The 24,517-nt window shown below is 71.4% G+C and carries 21 protein-coding genes, 1 tRNA gene and 1 pseudogene; 10 read left to right on the top strand and 13 right to left on the bottom strand.

What is annotated here, in order from left to right:
• Window positions 1-60 precede the first annotated feature (60 nt).
• Window positions 61-798 carry a class E sortase gene (locus ACQEVM_RS01340; RefSeq protein ID WP_433073720.1) on the top strand — a complete coding sequence of 246 codons (738 nt, stop codon included), beginning with the start codon at window positions 61-63 and terminating at the stop codon, window positions 796-798.
• 166 nt (window positions 799-964) lie between these two features.
• Here ACQEVM_RS01340 and pknB read toward each other — a convergent pair.
• The 6 genes and pseudogenes from pknB to ACQEVM_RS01310 form a co-directional block, all read right to left on the bottom strand.
• Window positions 965-3,015 (bottom strand): annotated as a pseudogene (gene pknB, locus ACQEVM_RS01335) (Stk1 family PASTA domain-containing Ser/Thr kinase).
• A 192-nt stretch (window positions 3,016-3,207) separates the two neighbouring features.
• Window positions 3,208-4,668, bottom strand: a complete 1,461-nt coding sequence (locus ACQEVM_RS01330) for a peptidoglycan D,D-transpeptidase FtsI family protein (protein WP_433073717.1) — start codon at window positions 4,666-4,668, stop codon at window positions 3,208-3,210.
• A complete protein-coding gene (locus ACQEVM_RS01325) occupies window positions 4,665-6,089 on the bottom strand; it encodes an FtsW/RodA/SpoVE family cell cycle protein (protein WP_433073714.1) in 1,425 nt (474 codons plus the stop codon). The genes ACQEVM_RS01330 and ACQEVM_RS01325 overlap by 4 nt, the downstream gene beginning before the upstream one ends.
• Before the next feature lie 31 nt (window positions 6,090-6,120).
• Window positions 6,121-7,581 (bottom strand): PP2C family protein-serine/threonine phosphatase, encoded by a 1,461-nt coding sequence (locus ACQEVM_RS01320; protein ID WP_433073711.1) that lies wholly within the window; start codon window positions 7,579-7,581, stop codon window positions 6,121-6,123.
• 144 nt (window positions 7,582-7,725) lie between these two features.
• Window positions 7,726-8,223: an FHA domain-containing protein FhaB/FipA gene (locus tag ACQEVM_RS01315; RefSeq protein WP_053675567.1), complete on the bottom strand. Its 498-nt coding sequence runs from the start codon at window positions 8,221-8,223 to the stop codon at window positions 7,726-7,728.
• 10 nt (window positions 8,224-8,233) lie between these two features.
• Complete coding sequence (locus ACQEVM_RS01310; RefSeq protein WP_433073707.1) at window positions 8,234-9,076, bottom strand: FhaA domain-containing protein; 843 nt, start codon at window positions 9,074-9,076, stop codon at window positions 8,234-8,236.
• Window positions 9,077-9,367: 291 nt separating this feature from the next.
• Between ACQEVM_RS01310 and ACQEVM_RS01305 the strand changes: the two genes are divergently transcribed.
• The 6 genes from ACQEVM_RS01305 (at window position 9,368) to ACQEVM_RS01280 (ending at window position 14,918) form a co-directional block, all read left to right on the top strand.
• Window positions 9,368-9,450, top strand: a tRNA-Leu gene (locus tag ACQEVM_RS01305).
• Window positions 9,451-9,675: 225 nt separating this feature from the next.
• Window positions 9,676-11,337: a sensor histidine kinase gene (locus tag ACQEVM_RS01300; RefSeq protein ID WP_433079746.1), complete on the top strand. Its 1,662-nt coding sequence runs from the start codon at window positions 9,676-9,678 to the stop codon at window positions 11,335-11,337.
• A gap of 8 nt (window positions 11,338-11,345) precedes the next feature.
• Entirely contained in the window at window positions 11,346-12,005 is a 660-nt protein-coding gene (locus ACQEVM_RS01295) for a response regulator transcription factor (RefSeq protein ID WP_351749760.1), read from the top strand.
• A gap of 68 nt (window positions 12,006-12,073) precedes the next feature.
• On the top strand, window positions 12,074-13,507 hold the full coding sequence (locus tag ACQEVM_RS01290) for a DUF2252 domain-containing protein (RefSeq protein ID WP_433073702.1): 1,434 nt from the start codon (window positions 12,074-12,076) through the stop codon (window positions 13,505-13,507).
• A gap of 59 nt (window positions 13,508-13,566) precedes the next feature.
• Window positions 13,567-14,454 (top strand): J domain-containing protein, encoded by an 888-nt coding sequence (locus tag ACQEVM_RS01285; protein ID WP_433073699.1) that lies wholly within the window; start codon window positions 13,567-13,569, stop codon window positions 14,452-14,454.
• Window positions 14,455-14,573: 119 nt separating this feature from the next.
• Window positions 14,574-14,918 carry a rhodanese-like domain-containing protein gene (locus ACQEVM_RS01280; protein WP_433073696.1) on the top strand — a complete coding sequence of 115 codons (345 nt, stop codon included), beginning with the start codon at window positions 14,574-14,576 and terminating at the stop codon, window positions 14,916-14,918.
• A gap of 33 nt (window positions 14,919-14,951) precedes the next feature.
• Here the strand turns inward: ACQEVM_RS01280 and ACQEVM_RS01275 are convergent, their stop codons facing one another.
• The 6 genes from ACQEVM_RS01275 to paaA form a co-directional block, all read right to left on the bottom strand.
• Window positions 14,952-16,094, bottom strand: coding sequence for an acyl-CoA dehydrogenase family protein (locus ACQEVM_RS01275; protein ID WP_433073693.1), 1,143 nt, complete (start codon window positions 16,092-16,094; stop codon window positions 14,952-14,954).
• A gap of 155 nt (window positions 16,095-16,249) precedes the next feature.
• The gene (locus tag ACQEVM_RS01270; RefSeq protein WP_433073690.1) at window positions 16,250-17,377 is read right to left on the bottom strand and encodes a 2Fe-2S iron-sulfur cluster-binding protein; all 1,128 of its coding nucleotides are present in this window, start codon (window positions 17,375-17,377) and stop codon (window positions 16,250-16,252) included.
• On the bottom strand, window positions 17,378-17,863 hold the full coding sequence (gene paaD / locus ACQEVM_RS01265; RefSeq protein WP_433079744.1) for a 1,2-phenylacetyl-CoA epoxidase subunit PaaD: 486 nt from the start codon (window positions 17,861-17,863) through the stop codon (window positions 17,378-17,380). It abuts the gene before it with no gap.
• A 14-nt stretch (window positions 17,864-17,877) separates the two neighbouring features.
• Entirely contained in the window at window positions 17,878-18,627 is a 750-nt protein-coding gene (paaC, locus tag ACQEVM_RS01260) for a 1,2-phenylacetyl-CoA epoxidase subunit PaaC (protein ID WP_433073687.1), read from the bottom strand.
• Complete coding sequence (gene paaB / locus ACQEVM_RS01255; RefSeq protein WP_053675581.1) at window positions 18,624-18,908, bottom strand: 1,2-phenylacetyl-CoA epoxidase subunit PaaB; 285 nt, start codon at window positions 18,906-18,908, stop codon at window positions 18,624-18,626. Before paaB ends, paaC begins: the two co-directional genes overlap by 4 nt.
• The gene (gene paaA, locus ACQEVM_RS01250; protein ID WP_433073683.1) at window positions 18,905-19,909 is read right to left on the bottom strand and encodes a 1,2-phenylacetyl-CoA epoxidase subunit PaaA; all 1,005 of its coding nucleotides are present in this window, start codon (window positions 19,907-19,909) and stop codon (window positions 18,905-18,907) included. The genes paaB and paaA overlap by 4 nt, the downstream gene beginning before the upstream one ends.
• A 147-nt stretch (window positions 19,910-20,056) precedes the next feature.
• On the opposite strand from paaA, the gene ACQEVM_RS01245 reads away from it, so the two are divergent.
• The 3 genes from ACQEVM_RS01245 to ACQEVM_RS01235 are packed head-to-tail and all read left to right on the top strand — an operon-like array spanning window position 20,057 to window position 22,787.
• On the top strand, window positions 20,057-20,779 hold the full coding sequence (locus ACQEVM_RS01245) for a DUF5819 family protein (RefSeq protein WP_433073680.1): 723 nt from the start codon (window positions 20,057-20,059) through the stop codon (window positions 20,777-20,779).
• Window positions 20,767-21,966: an HTTM domain-containing protein gene (locus ACQEVM_RS01240; RefSeq protein ID WP_433073677.1), complete on the top strand. Its 1,200-nt coding sequence runs from the start codon at window positions 20,767-20,769 to the stop codon at window positions 21,964-21,966. The genes ACQEVM_RS01245 and ACQEVM_RS01240 overlap by 13 nt, the downstream gene beginning before the upstream one ends.
• A gap of 53 nt (window positions 21,967-22,019) precedes the next feature.
• Entirely contained in the window at window positions 22,020-22,787 is a 768-nt protein-coding gene (locus tag ACQEVM_RS01235) for a TrmH family RNA methyltransferase (protein ID WP_433073674.1), read from the top strand.
• Here the strand turns inward: ACQEVM_RS01235 and paaN are convergent.
• Entirely contained in the window at window positions 22,784-24,466 is a 1,683-nt protein-coding gene (paaN, locus tag ACQEVM_RS01230; protein WP_433073671.1) for a phenylacetic acid degradation protein PaaN, read from the bottom strand. The two genes, ACQEVM_RS01235 and paaN, sit on opposite strands and share 4 nt — an antisense overlap.
• Between the last annotated feature and the right edge of the window lie 51 nt (window positions 24,467-24,517).

The raw sequence follows: 24,517 nt of genomic DNA, 5'->3' as shown, positions 1-24,517 counted from the left end.
CCCGCGAGGGCCCGTGAAGAGCCGCCCGACCGCTCGTACGTCGTAGAGGACGAATCCGCAGTGTCTCGTGCCCGCCGTCGCCGTTCCGCACCGCCGACCCGCAACCGCGGTGTGCTCGCCGGTTTCCTGAGCCTGCTGGGCGAACTCCTGATCACGCTCGGACTGGTCCTGGGCCTGTTCGTGGCCTACTCGCTGTGGTGGACGAACGTGCTCGCCGACCGGCACGCGTCGGCCAAGGGCGACGCAGTCCGCGAGCAGTGGCAGCGCTCGCCCGCTCCCTCCGACCAGAAGCCCGCCGCGCCGGGAGCACTCGACACCCAGGGCGGCATCGGCTTCCTGCACGTGCCCGCGATGAAGAACGGCGAGGTGCTGGTCAAGCCGGGCATCGCCCCGGACGTCCTGAACGACGGGGTCGCCGGCTACTACACGGAGCCGGTCAAGTCCGCGCTGCCGTGGGACACCAAGGGCAACTTCTCGCTGGCGGCGCACCGGGACGGGCACGGCGCCAAGTTCCACAACATCGACAAGCTGCGGAACGGCGACGCGATCGTCTTCGAGACGCGCGACACCTGGTACGTGTACAAGGTCTTCGCGGAGCTGCGCCAGACCTCGAAGTACAACGTGGACGTGCTCAGCCCGATCCCGAAGGAGTCGGGCCGGACCGTCGCCGGCCGCTACATCACGCTCACCACCTGCACACCGGTGTACACCTCGAAGTACCGGTACATCGTCTGGGGCGAGTTGCAGCGGACCGAGAAGGTGGACGGCGACCGCACCCCGCCGGCGGAACTGCGCTGACGTTTCCGCCCGGGACGTCAGCGGCCCCCACCCCGGGGTGCCCCCGGACGGCCCTGGAAGGGCCCTGTGGGCGCCGCTGGGGCGCAAGTGACGAAAGGGGCCCGGCCCCCTCCCGATGGGAGGGGGCCGGGCCCTTCGAGTGCCGCGCCGGCGGGGCGGGGTGGGGTCAGCGGCCGAGACCGCCGATGAAGCCCCCGTTGCCGCCGTTGTTATTGCCGTTGCCCCCGTTGTTGCCGCCGTTGTCCCCGCCGCCCTTGGGGAAGGTGCGGACGTTGATGACGGTGCCCGCCGGGACCTGGCTGCCGGTGCCGGGGTTGGAGTCGAACACCACCGCGTCGTCCTCCGAAGGCCCGCTGAGGACCGCGCCGAAGGACAGGCCGACCCCCTGGAGGGTCTGCTTCGCCTGGCCCACGGTCTGGCCGGTCAGCGCCGGAACGGCGACCGGGGCCACCTGCTCCTTGGCGATGGTGATGTTGACCGTGGTGTCCTTGTCCAGGGCCTCGCCCGGCTTGTACTGCTGCTTGAAGACCGTCTTCGCCGGCGTGCCGGCGGGGGCGTTCTCCTCCGTGACGCTGCCCAGCTTCAGCTTGGCGTCCTGGAGTGCCTTCGCGGCCTGCGCCTGGTTCTTGCCCGTGAGGTCCGGGACCGTGCCCTTCGAGACCTCCTTGGCCACCGTCAGGGTGACCGTGGAACCCTTCTCGGCCTCGGTGCCGGACTTCGGGTCCTGATCGAGGACGATGCCCGCGGGACGGTCCGACTCCACGGTCTTCTTCTGGACCTCGAAGCCCTTGGCCTTCAGGTCCGCCTCGGCCTTGTCGAACTCCAGGCTGCGCACGTCGATGACGGCCACCTTGGGTGCGCCCGAGGAGACCTTGACCGTGACGCTGGTGCCCTTGTCCACCTTGGTGTCGGCGGCCGGACTCTGCTCGCAGATCTTGCCCTTCGGCTGGTTGTCGCACTCCATCTCGCCGCCCTGGACCACCTGGAGGCCGATGTTCTTGCCCCGGTCCTGCGCCGCGGCCAGGGTGTCGCCGACGAACCTGGGCACGCTGGCCTGGTTGTCGGTGTTCCCGTCGAAGATGGTTCTGCCGATGAGGATGGCGCCGACCAGGACGAGGACGCCCGCCAGGACCAGCAGGACCGTCGAGGCGCGGCTCTTCTTCTGCGGCCGGCGACCGTGGCCCTGGTCGTAGCCGCCCTGGTCGCCGTATCCGTAGCCGCCGTCGCCCGAACCCGCCGGCGGCATCATCGAGGTCTGGCCGGAGTCCGCCGGGCGCAGGGCCGTGGTGGGCTGGTCGTACCCCCCTGGTGGCCGTAGCCGCCCTGGTCGGGGTAGCCGTAGCCGGCCGCGCCCATGGAGGCGGTCGCGGTGACGGGCTGGCCGTCGAGGCAGGCCTCGATGTCCGCCCGCATCTCGTCGGCGGACTGGTAGCGGTAGTCGGGGTCCTTGACCAGTGCCTTGAGGACGATGGCGTCCATCACGGGCGTGATCTCGGGGTCGAAGTTCGACGGGGGCTGCGGCTCTTCCCGGACGTGCTGGTAGGCGACGGCCACGGGGGAGTCACCGACGAACGGGGGCCGGACGCAGAGCAGTTCGTACAGCAGGCAGCCGGCCGAGTAGAGGTCGGAGCGGGCGTCGACCTGCTCGCCCTTGGCCTGCTCCGGGGAGAGGTACTGGGCGGTGCCGATGACGGCGGCGGTCTGCGTCATGGTCATGCCGGAGTCGCCCATGGCGCGGGCGATGCCGAAGTCCATGACCTTGACCTGGCCGGTGCGGGTCAGCATCACGTTCGCGGGCTTGATGTCGCGGTGCACGATGCCGGCGCGGTGGGAGTACTCCAGGGCCTGGAGGATGCCGATGCACATTTCGAGCGTGCGCTCGGGCAGCAGCTTGCGTCCGGAGTGCAGCAGCTCGCGCAGGGTGGATCCGTCGACGTACTCCATCACGATGTACGGGATGGAGATGTTGTCGACGTAGTCCTCGCCGGTGTCGTAGACGGCGACGATCGCCGGGTGGTTGAGCGACGCGGCGGACTGGGCCTCGCGGCGGAACCGGGCCTGGAAGGACGGGTCGCGCGCGAGGTCGGCGCGCAGGGTCTTCACGGCGACGGTACGGCCGAGCCGGGTGTCGTGGCCGAGGTAGACCTCGGCCATGCCACCGCGGCCGAGCACGTGGCTCAGCTCGTACCGGCCGCCGAGGCGACGCGGCTCTTCCATAACTTGCAGCCCTCTCCGTCAGTCCCGACCGCACCGGTGTGTGGTCCGGCGGTGTGCTGTTCGCGCAAAGGCTACCGGCCGATCGTGGGTGATCGGTTCGTGACCACAGGCTGATACCCGACCGGTACCGTACGCTCCGATCCGGACCGGATCAGTGGTCCGGATCACCCTCCCCGCCGTGCCGGCGGACGCTCATCCCTTGCTCTTCAGTACGGCTTCCATGACGGCCTTCGCGACGGGAGCGGCCAGCCCGCCGCCGCTGATGTCCTCGCGTTCGGCGGCGCTGTCCTCGATCACGACGGCGACGGCGACGGGCGAGGTGCCGTCGGGGTTCTCGGCGTACGAGATGAACCAGGCGTAGGGGCGCTTGGCGTTCTTCTCGCCGTGCTGGGCGGTGCCGGTCTTGCCGCCGACCACGTAGCCCTTGATCTTGGCCGGGGTGCCCGTGCCCTTCTCGACGACGTTGACCATCATCTGCTGGACCTTCTGCGCGTTCGCCGGGGAGAGCGGGCGGCTCATCTCCTGCGGCTCGTGCTTCTCGACGGTGTCGAGATTGGGAGCGGTCAGCTGGTCGACCATGTACGGCTTCATCAGCTTGCCGTCGTTCGCGATGGCGGCGGTGACCATGGCCATCTGGAGCGGGGTGGCGGCGGTGTTGAACTGGCCGATGGAGCTCTGCGCGTTGCCGTCCTTGCCCATCGTCTTGTCGTAGACGCTGGCGAAGGCGCGGACCGGGGTGTCGACGGTGCTGTTGAAGCCGAACTTCTGGGCGGTCTCGACCATCTTGTCGCGGCCGACCTTGTCGCCCATGTTCGCGAACACGGAGTTGCAGGAGACCTGGAGCGCGAAGTTCAGCGTCGCCTTCTCGCAGCCGCTCGCGTGGTTGACCATCGGGGTCCGGGTACCGGGCAGCATGTACGGCTCGGGGGTGTCCGTGGCGGCGTTGATGTCGCTCACCACGCCGTTCTCCAGGGCGGCCGCGGCCGTGACCACCTTGAAGGTGGAGCCCGGCGGGTAGGTCTCGCGCAGGGCGCGGTTGACCAGGTTCTTGTCCTCGCTGTCCTTCAGCTGGACCCAGGCCTTCTCGTCGTTCTTCGAGAAGCCCGCGAAGCTGGACGGGTCGTACGAGGGGGTGCTGACCAGGGCCAGGATGGCGCCCGTGCGCGGGTCGAGCGCCGCGACGGCACCCTTCTTGTTGCCCAGCTGCTTGAAGGCGGCCTTCTGCGCGGCGGCGTTCAGGGTCGTGACGACGTTGCCGCCGGCCTTCTTCTCGCCGGTGAACATGCCGATGGTGCGGTCGAAGAACAGCCGGTCGTCGTTGCCGGTGAGGATGCCGTCGTCGAGGCTCTCCAACTGCGTGGAGCCGAACGCCTGCGAGGCGTACCCGGTGACGGGCGCCCACAGGGGGCCGTCGAGGTAGGTGCGCTTGTACTTGAAGTCGCTGCCGTCGGTCACGGAGGAGCCGGTGATCGGGTTGCCCTGGACGATGATGTTGCCGCGTTCCGTGGCGTACTGGGCGATCTGGACCCGGCGGTTCTCCTTGCGCGTGCTGAGGTCCTCGGCCTGGACGTACTGCAACCAGTTGGTCCGCACGAGCAGCGCGAGGACGAGGAGCCCGCAGAACAGCGAGATGCGACGCAGGGGCTTGTTCATGACGGACGAACCACCTGGGTCATCTCGGAGTCGGGGGACGGAGCGGGGGCCGGAGCGGGGCGCCGTGCGGTGTCGCTGATCCGGATGAGGATGGCGATGAGCACCCAGTTCGCGAGGACGGAGGAGCCGCCCGACGCGAGGAAGGGCATCGTCATGCCGGTGAGGGGGATGAGGCCCATGACTCCGCCGGCGACGACGAAGATCTGGATGGCGAAGGCGCCGGAGAGACCGATGGCGAACAGCTTGCCGAAGGGGTCCCGGGCGGCGAGGGCGGTGCGGGCACCGCGCTCGATGATCAGGCCGTAGATCAGGAGGAAGGCCATCACGCCGGCCAGGCCGAGTTCCTCGCCGACCGTGGAGAAGATGAAGTCGGAGTTGGCGGCGAAGCCGATCAGGTCCGAGTTGCCCTGTCCCCAGCCGGTGCCGAGCACGCCACCGGAACCGAAGCTCATGATCGACTGGCCGACCTGCTCGCAGGCACCGGACTTGGCGTAGCAGGCGAAGGGGTCGAGCCAGGCGTCCACGCGGGCCTTGACGTGGCTCGCGGTGGTGCCGACGACGACCGCGCCGCCGACGGACATGAGCAGACCGATGACGATCCAGCTCGTGCGCTCGGTGGCGACGTACAGCATGATCACGAACATGCCGAAGAACAGCAGCGAGGTGCCGAGGTCGTTCTCGAAGATGAGGACGAGCAGGCTCATCGCCCAGATCATCAGGATCGGGCCGAGGTCGCGACCGCGCGGCAGGTAGAGACCCATGAATCGGCGGCTTGCCAGGGCCAGGGCGTCACGCTTGACCATCAGGTACCCGGCGAAGAAGATCGCGATGACGATCTTCGCGAACTCGCCCGGCTGGATCGAGAAACCGCCGACGCTGATCCAGATCTTCGCGCCGAAGACGTCGGCGCCGAGACCCGGGACGACGGGCAGGATCAGCAGGACCAGCGCGGCCGCCATCGAGATGTACGTGAACCGCTGGAGCACGCGGTGGTCCTTGAGGACCAGCAGCACGCCCACGAACATGGCCAGGGCCATCGCCGTGTACATCATCTGCCGCGGCGCCGACTCGGAGAACGCGCCGAAGCTCCGCTTCGCGAGGTTCTGGAGCCGCTCGGACTGGTCGAGCCGGTAGATCAGCACCAGCCCGAGGCCGTTGAGCAGGGTGGCGAGCGGCAGCAGCAGCGGGTCGGCGTACTTCGCGTAGCGACGCACGGCGACATGCGCGAGACCGGCCAGGACGCCGAGGCCGAGGCCGTAGGCCACCATGCCCGGGGGCAGGGAGCCGTTCATGGCCAGGCCCACGTTGGCGTAGGCGAAGATCGGGATGACCACGGCGAAGCCGAGCAGCAGGAGCTCGGTGTTCCGCCGGCTCGGCGCCTCGATGGCGCCGATGGTGGTCGTGTTGGTGACAACGCTCATGGTGTGGCAGGCCCCCTGCGCCCGCGTATCTCTACTGCTTTTCGCACTGGCCGGCCAGTTGCTGCTCGGCGGCAGTCAGGCTGGGGCCGGGTGTCGTGCTGGGCTTCGCCTCGGCGGCGCGGCGGGCTTCGTCCTTCTTGCAGGCGGACACCTGCGCGCTGAGCTCGTCGATCTTCTGACGCGCTCCGTCGAGGCTGTCCTCGCTGATGGTGGCCTCGACCTGCTTGCGCTTGAAGGGCGGCAGGTACTTGAGTTCGATGTCGGGGTGATCCGCCTCGACCTTCGACAGGTGGATCCACGCGAGGTTCTGGCTGATGCCGCGGTACAGCGCGACGTGCTCGTCCTTGACGCCCACGTAGAACTGGGTCTGCGTCCACCGGTGACCGGCGTACACGCCGCCGCCGACGAGCCCGGCCACGAGCAGCAGGAGCAGCGTGCGCACGGTCCACTTGCGACCTTTGCCGCGACGTCTGCGCGGGTGGTCGTACGTGTCCTCTTCGGCGTCGTAGGCGTCGGGTTCGCCGAAGCCGTACGCGCCGCCGCCCTGGCCCTGGTCCTGGTTCTGGTCGGGGTAGCCGTAACCGGTGGCCTCACCGCTGCCGGGAGGGCCGAAGGAGCCCGCGGGCGGGGAGGCCTGGCGGCCGAGCCCGGAGGCGCGGCCGGCCGGGGTCTGCATGGCGTTGCCGTCGAACAGCTGGTGCTGGTTCTCGGCGACCGCGCCCACGACGACCGGGCTGTCGTTGATCTGGGCGGCCAGGGTGTCGCCGCTGTCGGTGTCGAGGACGTCGGCGACGATGCAGGTGATGTTGTCGGGTCCGCCGCCGCGCAGGGCGAGTTGGATCAGCGCCTGCACGGTCTCGTGGGGACCGTGGTAGTCGGCGAGGGTCTCCTCCAGGGTCTGGTGGGAGACCACGCCGGAGAGCCCGTCGGAGCAGATGAGGTAGCGGTCGCCGGCGCGGACCTCGCGGATCGACAGATCGGGTTCGACGATGTCGCCGCTGCCGAGCGCACGCATCAGCAGCGAGCGCTGCGGGTGGGTGGTGGCTTCCTCTTCGGTGATCCGGCCCTCGTCGACGAGCCGTTGCACCCAGGTGTGGTCCTGGGTGATCTGGGTGAGGACGCCGTCGCGGAGCAGGTAGGCGCGGGAATCGCCGACGTGCACGAGGCCGAGCCGCTGACCGGTCCACAGCAGGGCGGTGAGCGTGGTGCCCATGCCTTCGAGCTGGGGGTCCTCCTCGACCATGACGCGCAACTGGTCGTTGGCGCGCTGCACGGCCACGCTGAGCGCGGTGAGGATGTCGGAGCCCGGGACGTCGTCGTCGAGCTGCACGAGCGTGGAGATCACCTCGGAGCTCGCGACCTCACCGGCTGCCTGGCCGCCCATGCCGTCGGCGATGGCGAGGAGACGTGGACCGGCGTAGCCGGAGTCCTCGTTCCCCTCGCGGATCATGCCCTTGTGCGATCCGGCGGCGAACCGTAGGGACAGACTCATGCGCACCTGCCCTGTCGACGATGCCTCCGGGTACAACCGGTCTCGAGCCACACTGCCCACCCTCCGGTCGGGAGCGCGCTCCGGTCGCAGTCCCCGGTGGGACGGACCGCCGCGGCTCGCTCGCTCCGCTCGCTCATTCTCGTACTACTTCCGCAGCTCGATGACGGTCTTGCCGATGCGGATCGGGGCGCCCGGCGGGATGGGCGTCGGGGTGGTCAGCCGGGTCCGGTCGAGATACGTGCCGTTGGTGGACCCGAGATCCTCGACGATCCACTGGCCGTCACGATCCGGGTAGATCCTGGCATGACGGCTCGACGCGTAGTCGTCGTCCAGCACGATCGTGGAGTCGTGGGCGCGGCCCAGCGTGATCGTCTGCCCGGCGAGGGCCACGGTGGTGCCCGTGAGGGTGCCCTCCGAGACGACCAGCTTGGTCGGCGCACCGCGCCGCTGGCGCTGCTGTGGTGGCGCGGACTGCCGCCCCGCCTGTTGCGGAGCGCTGTTGGCGCCGCCCCGGCGCGAGCCGCGTTGCGTGACTCGCGTTCCGAAGAGGTCGCTGCGAATGACCTGGACGGCCACGATGACGAACAGCCACAAAACGGCCAGGAAACCCAACCGCATGACCGTCAGGGTCAGCTCTGACATTGCCCCCGCTTCACCCTTCGGCTTGCCGATAAATGATGGTCGTGCTGCCCACGACGATCCGCGAGCCGTCGCGGAGCGTAGCGCGGGTGGTGTGCTGCCCGTCCACCACGATGCCGTTGGTGGACCCCAGATCCTGGATCGTCGGGGGCGTTCCGGTCCGGATCTCACAGTGCCGGCGGGAAACGCCGGGGTCGTCGATCCGCACATCGGCCTCGGTGCTTCGGCCGAGTACGAGCGTGCCGCGCGAGATCTGATGGCGGGTGCCGTTGATCTCGATCCAGCGGCGCATGGTGCCGCCGCCGGAAGTCATGGGGGCCGCTCCGCCGGGACCGCCGGGGGCGGTCCTGCGGGCGCCGGGTCCGCCGGGGGGCGGGGCGCTGGGCATGGGCGGGGCGGCGACCGGGGGGTACCCGTATCCGCCCTGCGGGCTGTCGGGAGCCGGGGCCTGCCCCTGGGGGCCGCCGCCGGACTGGGAGGTGCTGGAGGCGAGCGTACGGCTTCGGACGCGGTAGAGGCCCGTGTCGAGGTCGTCGGCCTTCTCCAGGTGGACCTTGATCGGTCCCATGAAGCTGTACCGCTGCTGCTTGGCGTAGTCGCGGACGAGGCCCGCGAGCTCGTCGCCGAGCTGACCGGAGTAGGGACTCAGGCGGTCGTAGTCGCCGGCGCTGAGTTCCACGATGAAGTCGTTGGGCACGACGGTCCGCTCACGGTTCCAGATGGTGGCGTTGTTGTCGCACTCCCGCTGGAGGGCGCCGGCGATCTCCACCGGCTGTACCTCGGACTTGAACACCTTGGCGAAGGTGCCGTTCACCAGACCTTCGAGTCGCTGCTCGAACCGCTTCATGACTCCCATGGGGCACCTCCTCCGTCGTTGTCGCCCTGTACTGCTTACTGATCGTATCCACGCGTGGCGGATTCGGCTGGTTCCCCTTCGGCCTCGCGCCGAGGAGTGTTGGTCCTCACAAGCGATCGTAGGGGCGCTCAAGGGACAGTGTCCCGCACCGGGACGGGAGTGCGGGAGGGGCTGTCGAGAGTGAGGTGGGGGGAGCGGGAAAAGGGATGTGATTCCACCCCGTCTGGCGTGCTAATCTTTCGACGTCGCCAGGGGAACGGCCCGAAAGGGAAGATCCACTGGTAGCCGCTCGGGCGAGTGGCGGAACGGCAGACGCGCTGGCTTCAGGTGCCAGTGTCCTTCGGGACGTGGGGGTTCAAATCCCCCCTCGCCCACTTCGAGTGGTTCTCGAACCACTAGGGTCGAATTGAGAGAACCCCCACTCCGGAGAAATCCGGAGTGGGGGTTCTTTCGTCGTGTCCGGAAGTCGATGTGTGGCGGCGCTCTCTCCGGGGCCTTCTCGCCGTCGTCAGACTTTCGTCGGGTGGGGTGCGACGAAAGAGGGCGGCGGGCGACGCGTGCGGATGTCTAGGGTCGGGCACGTGGAAGCGACGGCGGGGATGCGTGCGGGGTGGGACTGGCTGAGGGGGCCGGAGCCCTGGTCCCGTCGGATGGTGGCGGGGGACCTGGCGCTGGCCGGTGTGATCGCCCTGCTCGGCCTGGGGATCGAGGAACTCGACGACGGCACCCCGCTGCGGATGTGGGCCGGCGCCCTGGTCGTGGTGGCGCTGACGCTGCTGCGCCGGCGACTGCCCGCGACCACGCTGATCGTGGGGGCGGCGGTGTCGCCGTTCCTGCCCGGAACGTTCCTGATCACTGCCCTGCTGGGCTGGTCGGCGGGGCGCCGGGTCGAGGACGTCGGTCGGGCCCTGGGGGCCTTCACCGCCGCCTTCGTCGCCGAGGTCGGCTTCAGCGTGGTGGCCGAGTGGTCGCATACGCGGCTCCTGCTGACGATCGTGTTCTCCACGCTGATGTTCCTGGCCGTCACCGTCATGCCGGGTCTCGCCAGCCGGTACTGGTCCCAGCGCCGTACGTTGCTGCGCGCCCTCCAGGAACGCAACGGACAACTGATGCGCGAGCGGGCCATGGTCGCCGGACAGGCCCGACTGCGGGAACGGCAGCGCATCGCGCAGGACATGCACGACAGCCTGGGCCACCAACTGGCGCTGATCTCGGTGCACACCGGCGCCCTTGAGGTGGACCCCAAACTCACCGACCGGCAGCGCGAGGCGGTCGGAGTGCTGCGGCACGCCTCGGTGGCCGCGATGCACGAACTCCGAGAGGTGGTCGGGATCCTGCGCGATGGGGTCGAGGCACCCGTCCCCGTCGAGGAGGCGTCGCAGCCCGCCGCCCGGGGGGTGGCCGGGATCGCCGGGATCGTGGAGGCGGCGCGCATCGCGGGTACCGACGTCCGGCTGACCGTCTCGGGACAGCAGCGGCCGCTGGTGGCGGCCTGCGATCACGCGGCGTACCGGATCGCGCAGGAGGCGCTCACCAACGCCTACAAGCACGCGCCGGGGGCGCGGATCACCGTGGAACTGCGGTACGAGGACGACTCCCTGGTGGTGGAGATCGCCAACGGTCCCGCGGAGGGACCGGGAGCCGGCGAGGTGGTGTCCGGCGGGCAGGGGCTGACGGGGCTGCGCGAGCGGGCCCGGCTGGTCGGCGGCATGGTCCACACGGGGGCCGCCGAGGGCGGCGGGTTCCGGGTGGCGGGTGTTCTTCCGTACGGCGCGGAACCGGCCGGGACGGTCGAGGACGTGGCCGACGACTTCGGACAGCAGACGCAGGCCATGGGGCTCAAGGGCGCACCGCCGATGGACTGGGCGGCCGTCGACCGGGAGTTGGCGGTCCGCAGCCGCACCGGTGGCGTCGCGTTGGGCTGCGGCATCGCGGTCGCCGCGGTGATCCTGCTCGTCATCGTGATCGGGGCGGGCGTGGCCCTGCTGGTGGGTTCCGCGAACAACGCCATGATCAGCGAGTCCGAGTTCGACGCGACGCACGTGGGCGAGGCGGAGGACGCGGTCCGCAAGCGCCTTCCCGACGGGGACAGCATCCTCACGTCGGGTCTGACGGGGAAGGGGCCGGCGGAGCCCGCCGGCACGGACTGCGTGGCGCTGCTCTCCTCGGAGGAGACGCGGCTGAACACCGATACGGTTTACCGGTTCTGCTTCAAGGACGGGAAGCTCGTCGACAAACAGACGTACGAGGTCAAGCAGTAGGAGCACGGGTGACACCCAGAGTGATCCGCGTCGTGATCGCCGACGACGAGCCGCTGATCCGGGCGGGCATAAGGATGATCCTGACCTCGGCGTCGGACATCGAGGTCGTGGCGGAGGCGGCCAACGGTCGGGAGGCGGTGGAACTGGCCCGGGCGCACCACCCCGACGTCATGCTGCTCGACATCCAGATGCCGGTGATGGACGGGCTGACAGCACTGGGCGAACTGGGCCGCGCCGTGCCCGAGGTGCGGGCCCTGATCCTCACCACCTTCGGCGAGCGGGAGAACGTCCTGCGCGCGCTGGGCGAGGGCGGTGCCGGGTTCCTGCTGAAGGACTCGGCGCCGGGTGAACTGATCGGCGCGGTGCGGGCCGCGGCGGCCGGCGACGCCTATCTCTCGCCCGCGGCGACCCGGCACGTGGTGGATCAGCTGGCCTCCGGGCAGTCCACCGGGCGGGGCGAGGAGGCCCGCCGTCGCGTGGCCGGGCTGAGCGAGCGGGAACGCGGGGTGCTGGCCTTGCTCGGCGAGGGACTGTCCAACGCGGAGGCCGGGCGCCGGCTGCACATGAGCGAGGCCACGGTGAAGACCTACGTCAGCCGGATCCTGGCGAAGCTGAAGTGCGAGAACCGGGTGCAGGCGGCCCTGCTGGCCAGGGACGCGGGCCTGTAGATACGGTCGGGGCCCGCATCGATCGATGATGTGGGCCGAGTACGACGTGACGGGTGGGGGCGGCAGGCATGGCGACGGTACCGGGGCAGCGCGAGAGAGCGGCTGACGTGGCGGACGGCGGGCGGATCCCGGTGGTGGAGGGGTTCGCTCCCCGTGTCGAGGGCGGCTCCCCCAAAGAGGCCGGCAAGGCGCTGAGGCTGCGGGTGCCGCGCGCGGCGCACGCGCGGTTCGAGCCCCCGACCGACCGGCCCGACGCCGTGCGGGCCGTCGAGGAGTCCAATGTGGGCCGGGTCGCCGAGCTGACGCCGATACGGGTGGGCCGGATGGCCGCCAACCCCTTCGCGTTCCTGCGCGGGTCGGCCGGTCTCATGGCGCACGACCTGTCCGGCGGCCCGGTGACCGGCGTCGGCGCCCAGATCTGCGGTGACGCGCACGCGGCGAACTTCGGCCTCTACGGGGACGCGCGCGGGCGACTGGTCATCGACCTGAACGACTTCGACGAGACCGAGTTCGGTCCGTGGGAGTGGGACGTCAAGCGGCTCGCGACCTCGCTGGTGCTGGCGGGGCGGGTGGCCGGGGCCGACGAGGACACCTGCCGGGCCGCCGCCCTGGACGCGGTGGGCGCGTACCGCCGGACCCTGCGGCTGTTGGCCAAGCTGCCCGCGTTGGATGCCTGGAACGCCATCGCCGACGAGGAACTGGTCTCGCACGCCGACGCCCGTGATCTGCTCGGCACGTTGGAGCGGGTCTCGGAGAAGGCCCGGAACAACACCTCGGCCCGGTTCGCCGCCCGGTCGACGGAGGTCGGGACCGACGGACGGCGCCGCTTCGTGGACGCGCTGCCGGTGCTGCGCCGGGTCGGCGACGCCGAGGCCGCGGCCGTGGCCGCCTCGCTCGGCCCGTACCTGCACACCCTCCAGGGGGACCGGCTGCCGCTGCTGGCCCGATACGCGATCCACGACGTGGCCTTCCGCGTGGTCGGGACCGGAAGCGTGGGAACGCGCTCGTACGTGGTGCTGCTGCTGGACCACCGGGGAGAGCCGCTGGTCCTCCAGGTGAAGGAGGCGCGGCCCTCGGTACTGCTTCCCCACCTGCCCGCGCTGGGCTTCCACGCGGCGCCGGAGGAGCACGACGGGCGGCGGGTGGTGGCCGGGCAGAAGCGGATGCAGGTGGTCTCGGACATCCTGTTGGGGTGGACCACGGTGGAGGGGCGGCCGTTCCAGGTGCGCCAGTTCCGCAACCGCAAGGGCAGTGTGGACCCGGCGGCGCTGGCCGTGGACCAGATCGACGACTACGGCCGGATGACCGGGGCGCTGCTGGCCCGGGCGCACGCGCACAGCGTCGACCCCCGACTGCTGGCCGGGTACTGCGGCAAGAACGAGGAGCTGGACGAGGCGATGGCCGACTTCGCGGTGGCCTACGCGGACCGCAGCGAGGCCGATCACGAGGTCCTGGTGGCGGCCGTGCGCAACGGGCGGATCGCGGCCGAGGCCGGGGTCTGAGTGTTTCACGTGAAACATGGGCCCGACCGGACCGGCCGGACCGGCCTTAGGGTGGCCGGGTGAGCGAGCAGACCGAGCAGAGCGACCAGACAGATCCCGAAGAGCCCGTCGCGTCCACCGACGCAGGTGTCGACGCAGGTGTCGACGCAGGTGGGGCCGGTGGGGCCGGTGAGGAGCGGCCCGAGGCTCGGCTGGACCGGGCCGTACGGGCGGCCGAGCAGGCGCTCATCGAGTTCGAGATCGCGGTGGAGACCTTCCGGGTGGAGGTCGAGAACTTCTCCCGCCTGCACCACCAGAAACTCGGACCGATGTACTCGCGTCTCGACGAGCTGGACGCGTTGATCGCGGAGGCCAGGGCGGCGCGCAGCGGCGACCCCGAGGATCTGCGGCGGGCACACGAGGCACGCGCCCTGGTGATGCCGATGCCCGGTGTCGACGAGCTGTTCAACGACTGGCTCGACTCGGACGGGATGTCCGACGACGCGTCCGCCATGCTCACCGAGCGGTCCGTGCGACCGCCGGAGCGGGTGCGGCCGTCGGAAGAGGTGCGCAAGCTCTACCGCGAGCTGGTCCGCAAGGCACACCCCGACCTCGCGCAGGACGAGACCGAGCGCGAGCGACGCGACGCCTTCATCGTGCGGGTCAACGCGGCCTACGGACGGGGCGATGAACAGGCGCTGCGCGAGCTGGCCGAGGAGTGGGCGGCGGGCCCCGTGCCGGAGGCCGCCCGGCCGAGCGAGAGCGAGGAGCTGTACGCGCGGCTGGAGTGGCTGGCGGCGCGCAAGGAACTGCTGGCGGCGGTGGCGCGCGAGCTGGAGGACAGCGCGATCGGTTCGATGCTGCGGATGGCACCGGAGGATCCGGACCGGCTGCTGGAGGAGATCGCGGAACAGCTGCTGGAGCGGGTGTCCGAGCGTGAGTCGGAGCTCGCCGAACTGGCCGGCTAGCGCGGCGGGCGGTGTCGCCGGGAGCCGCCGCGCGCGCGGGGCCGCGTCGGGTGGCTGGGGCGTCGGTGGGCGGTCGGATAGGTTGGCAGCCGGATTCGTGACGAGAGAAGGCGACAGCTATGAACTTCGGACCGCTTCCCTCGGTGGACGCCGCCGCGGTGCCCTCCGAAGGCTTTGTCCTGGACGTCCGTGAGGACGACGAATGGGCGGCCGGGCATGTCGAGGGCGCGCTGCACATCCCGATGAGCGACTTCGTCGCGCGCTTCGGCGAGCTGACCGAGGCCATCGAGGACGACGGTCGGGTGCACGTGATGTGCCGGGTCGGCGGGCGCTCCGCGCAGGTCACCCAGTACCTGGTGCGCCAGGGGATCGACGCCGTGAACATCGACGGCGGCATGCAGGCCTGGGACGGTGCCGGGCGCCCGATGGTGAGCGACAACGGGAACCCGGCCTTCGTGCTGTAGTCCGCTCCCCGGGGGTCGCACCCCGGGGTTCGCTCAGGTGAGGGGGTGGGCGGCCAGCAGGTCGCCCAGGGCCTCCTCGTGCGCCGCGGCCGGGCCCAACTGGAGTTCCAACTGCTTGGCCCAGGCGTGGTAGCGGTGCAGCGGGTACTCGGTGTCGGCGCCGAAGCCTCCGTGCAGGTGTTGGGCGGTCTGCGCGACCCGGCGTACGCCCTCCGAGGCCCAGATCTTGGCCACCGCGACGTCGCCGGCGATCGGCAGCGGCCCGCCCGCGCCGGCCGTCGCCGGTTCGAGCCGCCAGGCGGCCTGCCAGAGGGTCACCTCCATGGCCCGCAGGTCGATGTAGCGGTCGGCCGCCTGGACGGCCACGGCCTGGAAGGTGGCGACGGGAAAGCCGAACTGCTCGCGCTTGCCGGTGTACTGGCTGGTCATGGCGAGTACGGCCTCCCCCAGCCCGAGCGCGAGCGCGCACGTGCCGGTGGTCAGCAGCCGGCGGAGCCCGTCCCAGGCGTCGGGCGCGTCGAGGAGGTGCGTGACGGGCACCCGCACGCCGTCGAGCGTGAGCTCGGCGAGCCGCTCCCCGCTCGTCGAGTACTGGTCCGCGAGGGTCACCCCCTCGCCGGTGCGCGGCACCAGCGCGAGCACGGCCTCGCCCTCCCCGGCGTGGGCCGGGACGGCGATCCAGTCGGCGTTGTGCCCCCAGGCGACGGAGGTCTGCACCCCGTCCAGGACCCACTGGGCGCCGTCCCGCCGCGCGGAGACCGCGAGTTCGGCGGGATCGTGTCCGGTGCGACCGTGCGCGGCGGCGGTGAGGACGATCTCGCCCCGACCGGCGCCGGGCAGCAGGGCCGCCGCCAGCTCGGGGCTGCCGTGGGCCTGGACGGCCATCGCGGTGGCGCAGTGCTCCAGCAGCGGCACCCGGGCCAGCACCTTCGCCGCCTCGCGGAGCACCAGGCACAGGGCGATGGCGTCGAGCCCCGCCCCGCCGTGTTCCTCGGCGAGGACCAGGCTCAGCAGGTCGGATCCGGCGAGCCTGGCCCACAGGGGGCGGTCGAAGTCGTCGGCCACGGCCCCGGGCGAGAGCGCGGGACTGGGTACGCCGTCGGGGGCGACGTTCGCGAACACGGCCCTCGCCGCCTCGACGGCCGCCTGCTGTTCCTCGGTGAAGGTGAAGTCCACTGCCTGTCCTCCCGCGTGCACCGGATCCCGTTCAGGTCTGACGGAGCGTCAAGATAGAACAGGTTCTCAAAAATGCACAGCCTCGGAGAAGGGGCGGCCTCGGAGAGTGCACGGCCGCGGAGAATGCGCGGCCGTGAGCGGGAGGAGGCGGCCGGTCAGCGGTCGAAGTCGATCTCCACTTCCTCCGTCACCGCGTGCGACTGGCAGGCCAGGACGAAGCCGGCCTCCGTCTCCTCCGCCTCCAGCGCGAAGTTTCGGTCCATCCGGACCTCGCCCGAGACCAGGAACGCCCGGCAGGTTCCGCACACTCCGCCCTTGCACGCGTACGGGGCGTCCCCGCGGTTGCGCAGCACCGCGTCCAGCAGGGACTCGCCGTCCTCGACCGGCCAGGTGCCCGAGCGGCCGTCGAGCCGTGCCGTGACGCGGCCGTGGGTGGCGGTCGCGGTACGGGTCGGGGCCGACGGGGCGGCGTCCTCGACGTGGAAGATCTCCTCGTGCACCCGGGTCCGGCCGACGCCCAGCGCGCCCAGGGCCCGTTCCGCGCCCTGTACCAGGCCGTAGGGGCCGCACAGGAACCAGCCGGTCACCTCGGCGACCGGCAGCAGTGCGGGCAGCAGCGTCGTCAGGCGTTCCTCGTCCAGCCGGCCGGACGGCAGCCCGGCCTCCTGCTCCTCGCGGGACAGGACGGTGACCAGCTGGAAGCGGTCCGGGTAACGGTCCTTGAGGTCCGCGACCTCCTCCAGGAACATCGTCGAGGCGGCCGTACGGTCACTGCGCACCAGGCAGAAACGGGCGTCGGTCCGGGCCGACAGCAGCGAGGCGGCGATCGACAGCACCGGGGTGATGCCGCTGCCGCCGACGATCGCCGCGTAGTGCGCGGCGGCCGGCGCGGCCACCGGGTCCAGCACGAACCGCCCGGCGGGCACCATCACGTCGAGCACGTCGCCGGCGGCGATCTCCTTGTGCGCGAAGGTGGAGAACTCCCCGCCTTCCACCAGTCGCACTCCGACCCGCAGCAGCGCGGGGCCGGCGGCGCCGGGCGCGGGCGAGCAGATCGAGTACGTACGGCGGACCTCCGTCCCCTCGGGGCCGCGCCGGCGCAGGGTGAGGTGCTGGCCGGGCGCGTGGAGGTACTCGGCGCGCAACTCCTGGGGCACGCTCAGGGTCAGCGCCACCGAGTCGTCGGTGAGCCGGTCGACCGCCGCCACCGTCAAGGAGTGGAACGCGCCGTGTCGTGCGGGGCGCGCGGACACCGGTGTGGGCGACGGCGGGGACACGGCCATCTAGAGCTCCTTGAAGTGGTCGAACGGTTCGCGGCAGGCGACGCAGCGGCGCAGTGCCTTGCACGCGGTGGAGGAGAACCGGCTGAGCAGCTCGGTGTCGGTCGATCCGCAGTGGGGGCAGCGGACCGACAGGGTGAGCGGTACCGGTCCGCCGGCGGAGTGGGGGCGGGGCGGGGCGATGCCGAACTCGGCGAGCTTGCGGCGGCCTTCGGCGCTGATGTCGTCGGTCGACCAGGCGGGGGCCAGGACCGTCCGGACCCGGACCTCCGGTATGCCGTGGTCGGTCAGCACCCGCCGGATGTCGTCGGACATGGCCTCGATGGCCGGGCAGCCCGTGTAGGTCGGGGTGAGGGTGACCTCGACGTGCCCGTCGTCGTGCATCCGGACCCCGCGCATGACGCCCAGCTCGGCGAGACTGAGGACGGGCAGCTCCGGGTCGGGGACCGACCCGGCCAGGTCGGCCAGCTCGGTCTCCAGCCGGGTCATTTCCGTGCCGGTGGTCACCACGACGCTCCCGGGTGGCTGCGGTGCAGGTGCTGCATTTCCGCGAGCATCCGCCCGAACGATTCCGTGTGCAGCCCCTCGCGGCCGGCGCCGGCCGCCCAGGCGCCGGTGCGCCTGCCCTCGGGCAGGGTGAGCCCGGCCCGCTCCAGGACGTTGCCCACGGCGGCGAGCCAACGCTGCTCCAGGGCCTGCCAGTCCACGCCGTCGAGCCCGTCGATCGGCTTGAACATCTCCCCCGTGTACCGCCACAGCGCGGTCAACGCGGTCAGCATCCGGGCGCGGCTCTCCTCGGTGCCGTCGCCGAGCCGCAGCGTCCACTGCTCGGCGTGGTCGCGGTGGTACGCGGTCTCCTTGACGGCCTTGGCCGCCAGCGGGGCGAACGGGCCGTCGCCCGCGGCCAGCTCCGTGTACAGCTCGTGCTGGTGGAAGGAGAAGTAGAGCTGGCGGGCGATGGTGTGGGCGAAGTCGCCGTTCGGCTGCTCGACCAGCTGGAGGTTGCGGAAGGACCGCTCGTCGCGCAGGAACGCCAGCTCGTCCTCGTCCCCGACCATGGAGAGCAGGACGCGGGCCTGTCCGAGCAGGTCGAGGGCGATGTTGGCGAGGGCGACCTCCTCCTCCAGGACGGGGGCGTAACCCGCCCACTCGCCGAGGCGGTGGGACAGGATCAGCGCGTCGTCGCCGAGGGCGAGGGCGGCGGGGCGGAGCGTGGCGGGGCTGGTCTCGGTGGTGGTGTCGGTGCCGGTCACAGGTGGCGCACCCCCTCGGGGATCTCGTAGAAGGTGGGGTGCCGGTACGGCTTGTCCGCGGACGGGGCGAAGAACGGGTCCCGCTCGTCGGGGGACGAGGCGGTGATCCCGGTGGAGGGCACCACCCAGATCGAGACGCCCTCGTTGCGCCGCGTGTACAGGTCACGGGCGTTGCGCAGGGCCATTTCCGCGTCCGGTGCGTGGAGGCTTCCGGCGTGCGTGTGCGAGAGGCCGCGGCGCGAGCGCACGAACACCTCCCACAGGGGCCAGTTCTGCGTCATACCCGTGCCTCGCTTTCGGTGCTTGCCTTGCTCGCTTGCTTCTCGGCGTACGCCGCGGCCGCGTCGCGGACCCAGGCGCCTTCCTCGTGGGCCGTGCGGCGGCGCGTGAGGCGTTCCTCGTTGCAGGGGCCGTTGCCCTTGAGAACGTCCCAGAACTCGGCCCAGTCGATGGCGCCGAAGTCGTGGTGTCCGCTCTCCTCGTTCCACTTGATGTCCGGGTCGGGCAGCGTCAGGCCCAGCGCCTCGGCCTGCGGCACGGCGATGTCCACGAAGCGCCGGCGCAGCTCGTCATTGGAGTGCCGCTTGATCCGCCAGGCCATGGACTGCGCGGAGTGCGCCGACTCGTCGTCCGGCGGGCCGAACATCATGAGCGAGGGCCACCACCAGCGGTCGACGGCGTCCTGCGCCATCGCGTGCTGCTCCTCGGTGCCCTTGGAGAGCGCCATCAGCAGCTCGAAGCCCTGGCGCTGGTGGAAGGACTCCTCCTTGCAGATCCGGACCATGGCGCGGGCGTACGGGCCGTAGGAGCAGCGGCAGATCGGAACCTGGTTGGTGATGGCCGCGCCGTCCACGAGCCAGCCGATCGCGCCGACGTCGGCCCAGGTCAGGGTGGGGTAGTTGAAGATCGACGAATACTTCTGCCTACCCGAGTGGAGCTTGTCGAGGAGTTCGTCGCGGCTGGTGCCGAGGGTCTCCGCGGCGCTGTACAGGTACAGGCCGTGGCCGGCCTCGTCCTGGACCTTGGCCATCAGGATCGCCTTGCGGCGGAGCGAGGGCGCGCGGGTGATCCAGTTGGCCTCGGGCTGCATGCCGATGATCTCGGAATGCGCGTGCTGGGCCATCTGGCGGACCAGGGAGGCGCGGTACTCGTCGGGCATCCAGTCGCGCGGCTCCACTCGCTCGTCCGCCGCCACGGCGGCGTCGAAGGCAGCCAGCAGCTGGGCCCCGAGGTCGGTCCCCAGGGCTTCGTCCTGCCCAGACTCCGGGGTCACTGTGACCATTCCGGGCCCCCTGTCAGAGTTTGTCGGCCGGTCGCCGGTCACCCGACCGACCGATCGTTCGGTTCGTCCTCTTCAATGGTGAGACGGCGGCCCGTAGGGTGTCAACCTCTGTGGGCAACCCTGTGGAAGCCGGATGATCGGGGCGGGATGGATTCGAACGAGCGCGAGCCTTCGGAACAGCCCGTTCCGGAGCCCCTCACGCCGGGTGCGCCCGCCGACACCGAGGCCGGCCCGCCGGTCGTCGCGCCGCCGCCCCGGGCGCCCGGGATCGCCGGTCTGTCCACCCCGTACCGGGTGGTCGTGGCCCTCGCGCTGGGGATCGTCGCCGTGGCCGCCTGCGGACACCTCGCGGCCGTCTTCCTGCACGTGGCCCCGTCCAACACGCTCAGCAAGCGGCACGCGAGGACGATCGACGCCTGGATCTACCCCGAGTTCGAACAGAACTGGAAGCTCTTCGCCCCCAACCCCCTCCAGCAGAACATCGCGGTCCAGGTGCGGGCCCAGGTACGGACCCCGGACGGCGAGCTGACCACCGGCGGCTGGCGCGACCTGTCCGCCGAGGACGGCGCGGCGATCCGCCACAGCCTGCTGCCGAGCCACACCGAGCAGAACGAGCTGCGGCGGGCCTGGGACTTCTTCACCGGCTCCCACGACGAGAACAACAAGCCGAACGGCGAGCGCGGCGCCTTGTCGGAGGAGTACCTGCGCCGCATCGCGATGGACCGGCTGGGGCCCCGGGAACGGGAGGACGACCGGATCGTACGGATCCAGTTGCGCTCGGCGACGACCGCCGTGGCCGCGCCGAAGTGGAGCGACGAGCAGAGCGACACCCGGACCTACTACCGGGAGCTGCCGTGGTGGACGGTCTGAGGCCGAGCGCGCGCAGCCGTGCCCGCGCGGCCGCCGGGCGGGCCCTGGCGCAGGTCACCGGCCGGGCGCTGGGGCCCTACCAGAGCGCCGTGGTGCGCATCGGGTTCTCCGCGACCTGGCTGTTCTTCCTGCTGCGGGAGTTCCCCCACCGGCACGAGCTGTACGGGCCCGACGGCCCCTGGAGCTGGGGGATGGCCGAGCGGCTGATCGCCTCGAACCGGGCCTTCACGGTGCTGATGTGGTCCGACGCGACCTGGTGGTTCGAGCTCGTCTACGGCGTCTCGGTGCTCGCGAGCGTGCTGCTGATGCTGGGCTGGCGGACCCGGGCGACGTCCGTGCTCTTCATGATCGGCGTGCTGTCCCTCCAGAACCGCAGCGTCTTCATGGGGGACGGCGGGGACAACGTCATCCACCTGATGGCGATGTACCTCGTGCTCACCCGGTGCGCGCGGGTCTGGTCCCTCGACGCCCGCCGGGCGCGGCTGCGCGGCTCGGCCTCGGCCGGAGCGGCGGGGCCCGTGCTGTGGAGCGTGCTCGGGCTGCTCTTCGCCCACGGGGCGGTCACCGGGAGGTTCGGCGCCGGCTGGCTCGCCGCGTTCGCGGCGCTGTGGGTGGTGCTCGGGCTGTGGTGGCTCGTCGACCGCTTCGAGCCGCAGGGGGAGGGCAGGGCCGTCCTCGACGTGCTGGCGAACCTGCTGCACAACGCGGGGATGCTGGTGATCATGGCGGAGGTCTGTCTGATCTACGCCACTGCGGGCTGGTACAAGATCCAGGGCTCGCGCTGGCAGGACGGCACCGCGCTCTACTACCCGCTCGGCCTGGACTACTTCACCCCGTGGCCGGGGTTGTCCGGGGTGCTGGCGGGCAGCGGGACCCTGGTGATGCTGCTGACCTACGGGACGGTCGCGGTACAGGTCGCGTTCCCGTTCACGCTGTTCAACCGGCGGATCAAGAACGTGCTGCTCGCGGTGATGATGCTGGAGCACGCCGGGATCGCGGTGCTGCTCGGACTGCCGTTCTTCTCGCTGGCCATGATCGCGGCCGACGCCGTGTTCCTGCCGACGGTGTTCCTCGTCTGGCTCGGGGCCCGGGCCGGCGCCCTGCGCCGGCGCGACCGGGTCGCCCCGGAGCCGCCGCCGGGCCCGCTCGACACCCCGACCCCGACCCCGGCCGAGGTCGCGCGCTGACGAGGACGCCCGCCGGTCCCGGGGCACCCCGCGCGGCCCGTAGGGTCGGCGGTATGAGTGAGCAGCACGGGGAGCCCGGACAGGTGGCGCGGGAGTGGCGGGAGGCCGCCGGGCGGGAGGACGTGGTCCTGCTCGACGGGTTCCACGCGCTGAAGCACGCGCTGCGCTTCGGCGCCCGCGTGGAAGCCGTCGTCGCCGATGATCCCGAGGCCGTCGGGGCGCTGGCCGCCGAGCTGGCCCCGGACGTGGAGGCGCGGGTCCGCGGGCTGGTGCGCGGGGCGGAACTCAAGGGGTTGCTGTCCCGGGTGCACCCCACCGGGGTGGCCGCGCTCGCCGTGCGACCGGACCGGGAGGCGGGCCGTGAGGCGCTGCGCAGGCCGGGCCGCACCGCCCCGATCGTGGTCCTGGACAACCCGCGCAACCTCGGCAACGTGGGCGCCGTCGTCCGGCTCGCCGCCGGTTTCGGCGCCACCGGGGTGGTCACGCGGGGCGACCTCGACCCCTGGCACCCCAACGTGGTCCGGGCCGGGGCCGGCCTGCACTACGCGACCACCGTCGACCGGGTCGAGCTGGAGACCCTGCCGCCCGGGCCGCTGTACGCGCTCGACCCGGAGGGCGAGGACATCCGTGCCCTCACCCTCCCGGACGACGCCCTGCTCGCCTTCGGCTCGGAACGCCACGGGATCTCGCCGGAGCTGCGGGCCCGCGCCGATCACCTGGTGTCCCTGCCGATGCGGCCGCAGGTCTCCAGCTACAACCTGGCCACCAGCGTGGCCATGGCCCTCTTCCACTGGGGCGGGCCGCACCCGGACACCTTCTAGGCCTGGCGGCGGACCTCCACCACGCGGAACCGGTTCGCGACGAAGGCGCCGTCGCACAGGGCCGCGTTGGCCGCCGGGTTGCCGCCGGAGCCGTGGAAGTCCGAGAAGGCCGCCGTCTGGTTGACGAAGACGCCGCCGGTCAGGTTCAGCGACAGCTGCGCCGACTCCTCCAGGCAGACCGCCTCGACGGCCCGCTCGGTGTCCGCCGACGTGGTGTACGCGCCCACGGTCATCGCGCCCTTCTCCCGCACCGTGCGGCGCAGCAGCTCCAGTGCGTCGGCCGTGGAGTCGACCGCGACCGCGAACGACACCGGGCCGAAGCACTCCGAGAGGTAGGGGGCCTCCGGGTCGGCCTTGGCGGCGTCCAGCTTGACCATCACCGGCGTGCGGACCACCGCGTCCGGGAACTCCGGGTTCGCGACCTCCCGCGAGGCCAGCGCGACCTCGCCCAGTCCGGCCGCCGCCTCCAGCCGGGCCTTGACGTCCGGGTTGACCAGCGCGCCCAGCAGGGCGTTGGCCCGGGCGTCGTCGCCCAGCAGGCCGCCCACCGAGGCCGCGAGGTCGGCCACGACCTCGTCGTACGTCTTGTGTCCGGCGTCGGTGGCGATGCCCTCGCGCGGGATCAGCAGGTTCTGCGGGGTGGTGCACATCTGGCCGCTGTAGAGGGACAGCGAGAACGCCAGGTTGGACAGCATGCCCTTGTAGTCGGCCGTGGAGTCGAGGACGACGGTGTTCACGCCGGCCTTCTCCGTGTACACCTGCGCCTGGCGGGCGTTGACCTCCAGCCAGTCGCCGAACTCCGTGGAGCCGGTGTAGTCGATCAGCTTGATCTCGGGGCGCACGGCGAGCGTCTTGGCGATGCCCTCGCCCGGCCGCTCCACCGCCAGCGCCACCAGGTTCGGGTCGAAGCCGGCCTCGGCGAGGACCTCGCGGGCCACCCGCACCGTCAGTGCGAGCGGGAGGATCGCCCGGGGGTGCGGCTTGACCAGGACGGCGTTACCGGTGGCCAGGGAGGCGAACAGGCCCGGGTAGCCGTTCCAGGTGGGGAAGGTGTTGCAGCCGATCATCAGCGCGATGCCGCGCGGCACGGCGGTGAACGTCTTGCCGAGCTTGAGCGGGTCCTTCTTGCCCTGCGGCTTCTCCCAGTCGGTCTGCCCCGGGACGCGGGTCTGCTCCTCGTAGGCGTAGGCCACGGCCTCCAGGCCGCGGTCCTGCGCGTGGGGGCCGCCCGCCTGGAACGCCATCATGAAGGCCTGGCCGCTGGTGTGCATCACCGCGTGGGCGAACTCGTGGGTGCGGGCCGAGATCCGGGCGAGGATCTCGATGCAGACCACGGCGCGGGTCTCGGGGCCGGCGTCCCGCCAGGCGCCCATGCCCGCGCGCATCGCGGGCAGCAGCACCTCGGGGTCGGCGTGCGGGTACTCGACGCCCAGCTCGGGGCCGTACGGGGACACCTCGCCGCCCGTCCAGCCGTCGGTGCCGGGCTGGTCGAGCTCGAAACGGGTGCCGCGCAACGCCTCGAACGCCGCGAGGCCGTCGGCCGGGGCGGTCTCCCCGTAGGCCTTGGGGTGCTCGGGGTGCGGGGACCAGTAGGCGCGGGTGCGGATGGCCGACAGCGCCTGGTCCAGGGTGGGACGGTGCTTCTCGGTCAGCTGGGGGACGGTGGGCTCGGCGGCCATCAGGGACCAACTCCTCGTTGAGCCGGGCAAGATCGGGCTGGTTCGCAGACT

Origin of the sequence: Streptomyces sp. CA-243310, assembly GCF_050936775.1 — a bacterium.
Classification (GTDB): Bacteria; Actinomycetota; Actinomycetes; order Streptomycetales; family Streptomycetaceae; genus Streptomyces.
This window is presented reverse-complemented; position numbering and strand designations above follow the sequence as displayed.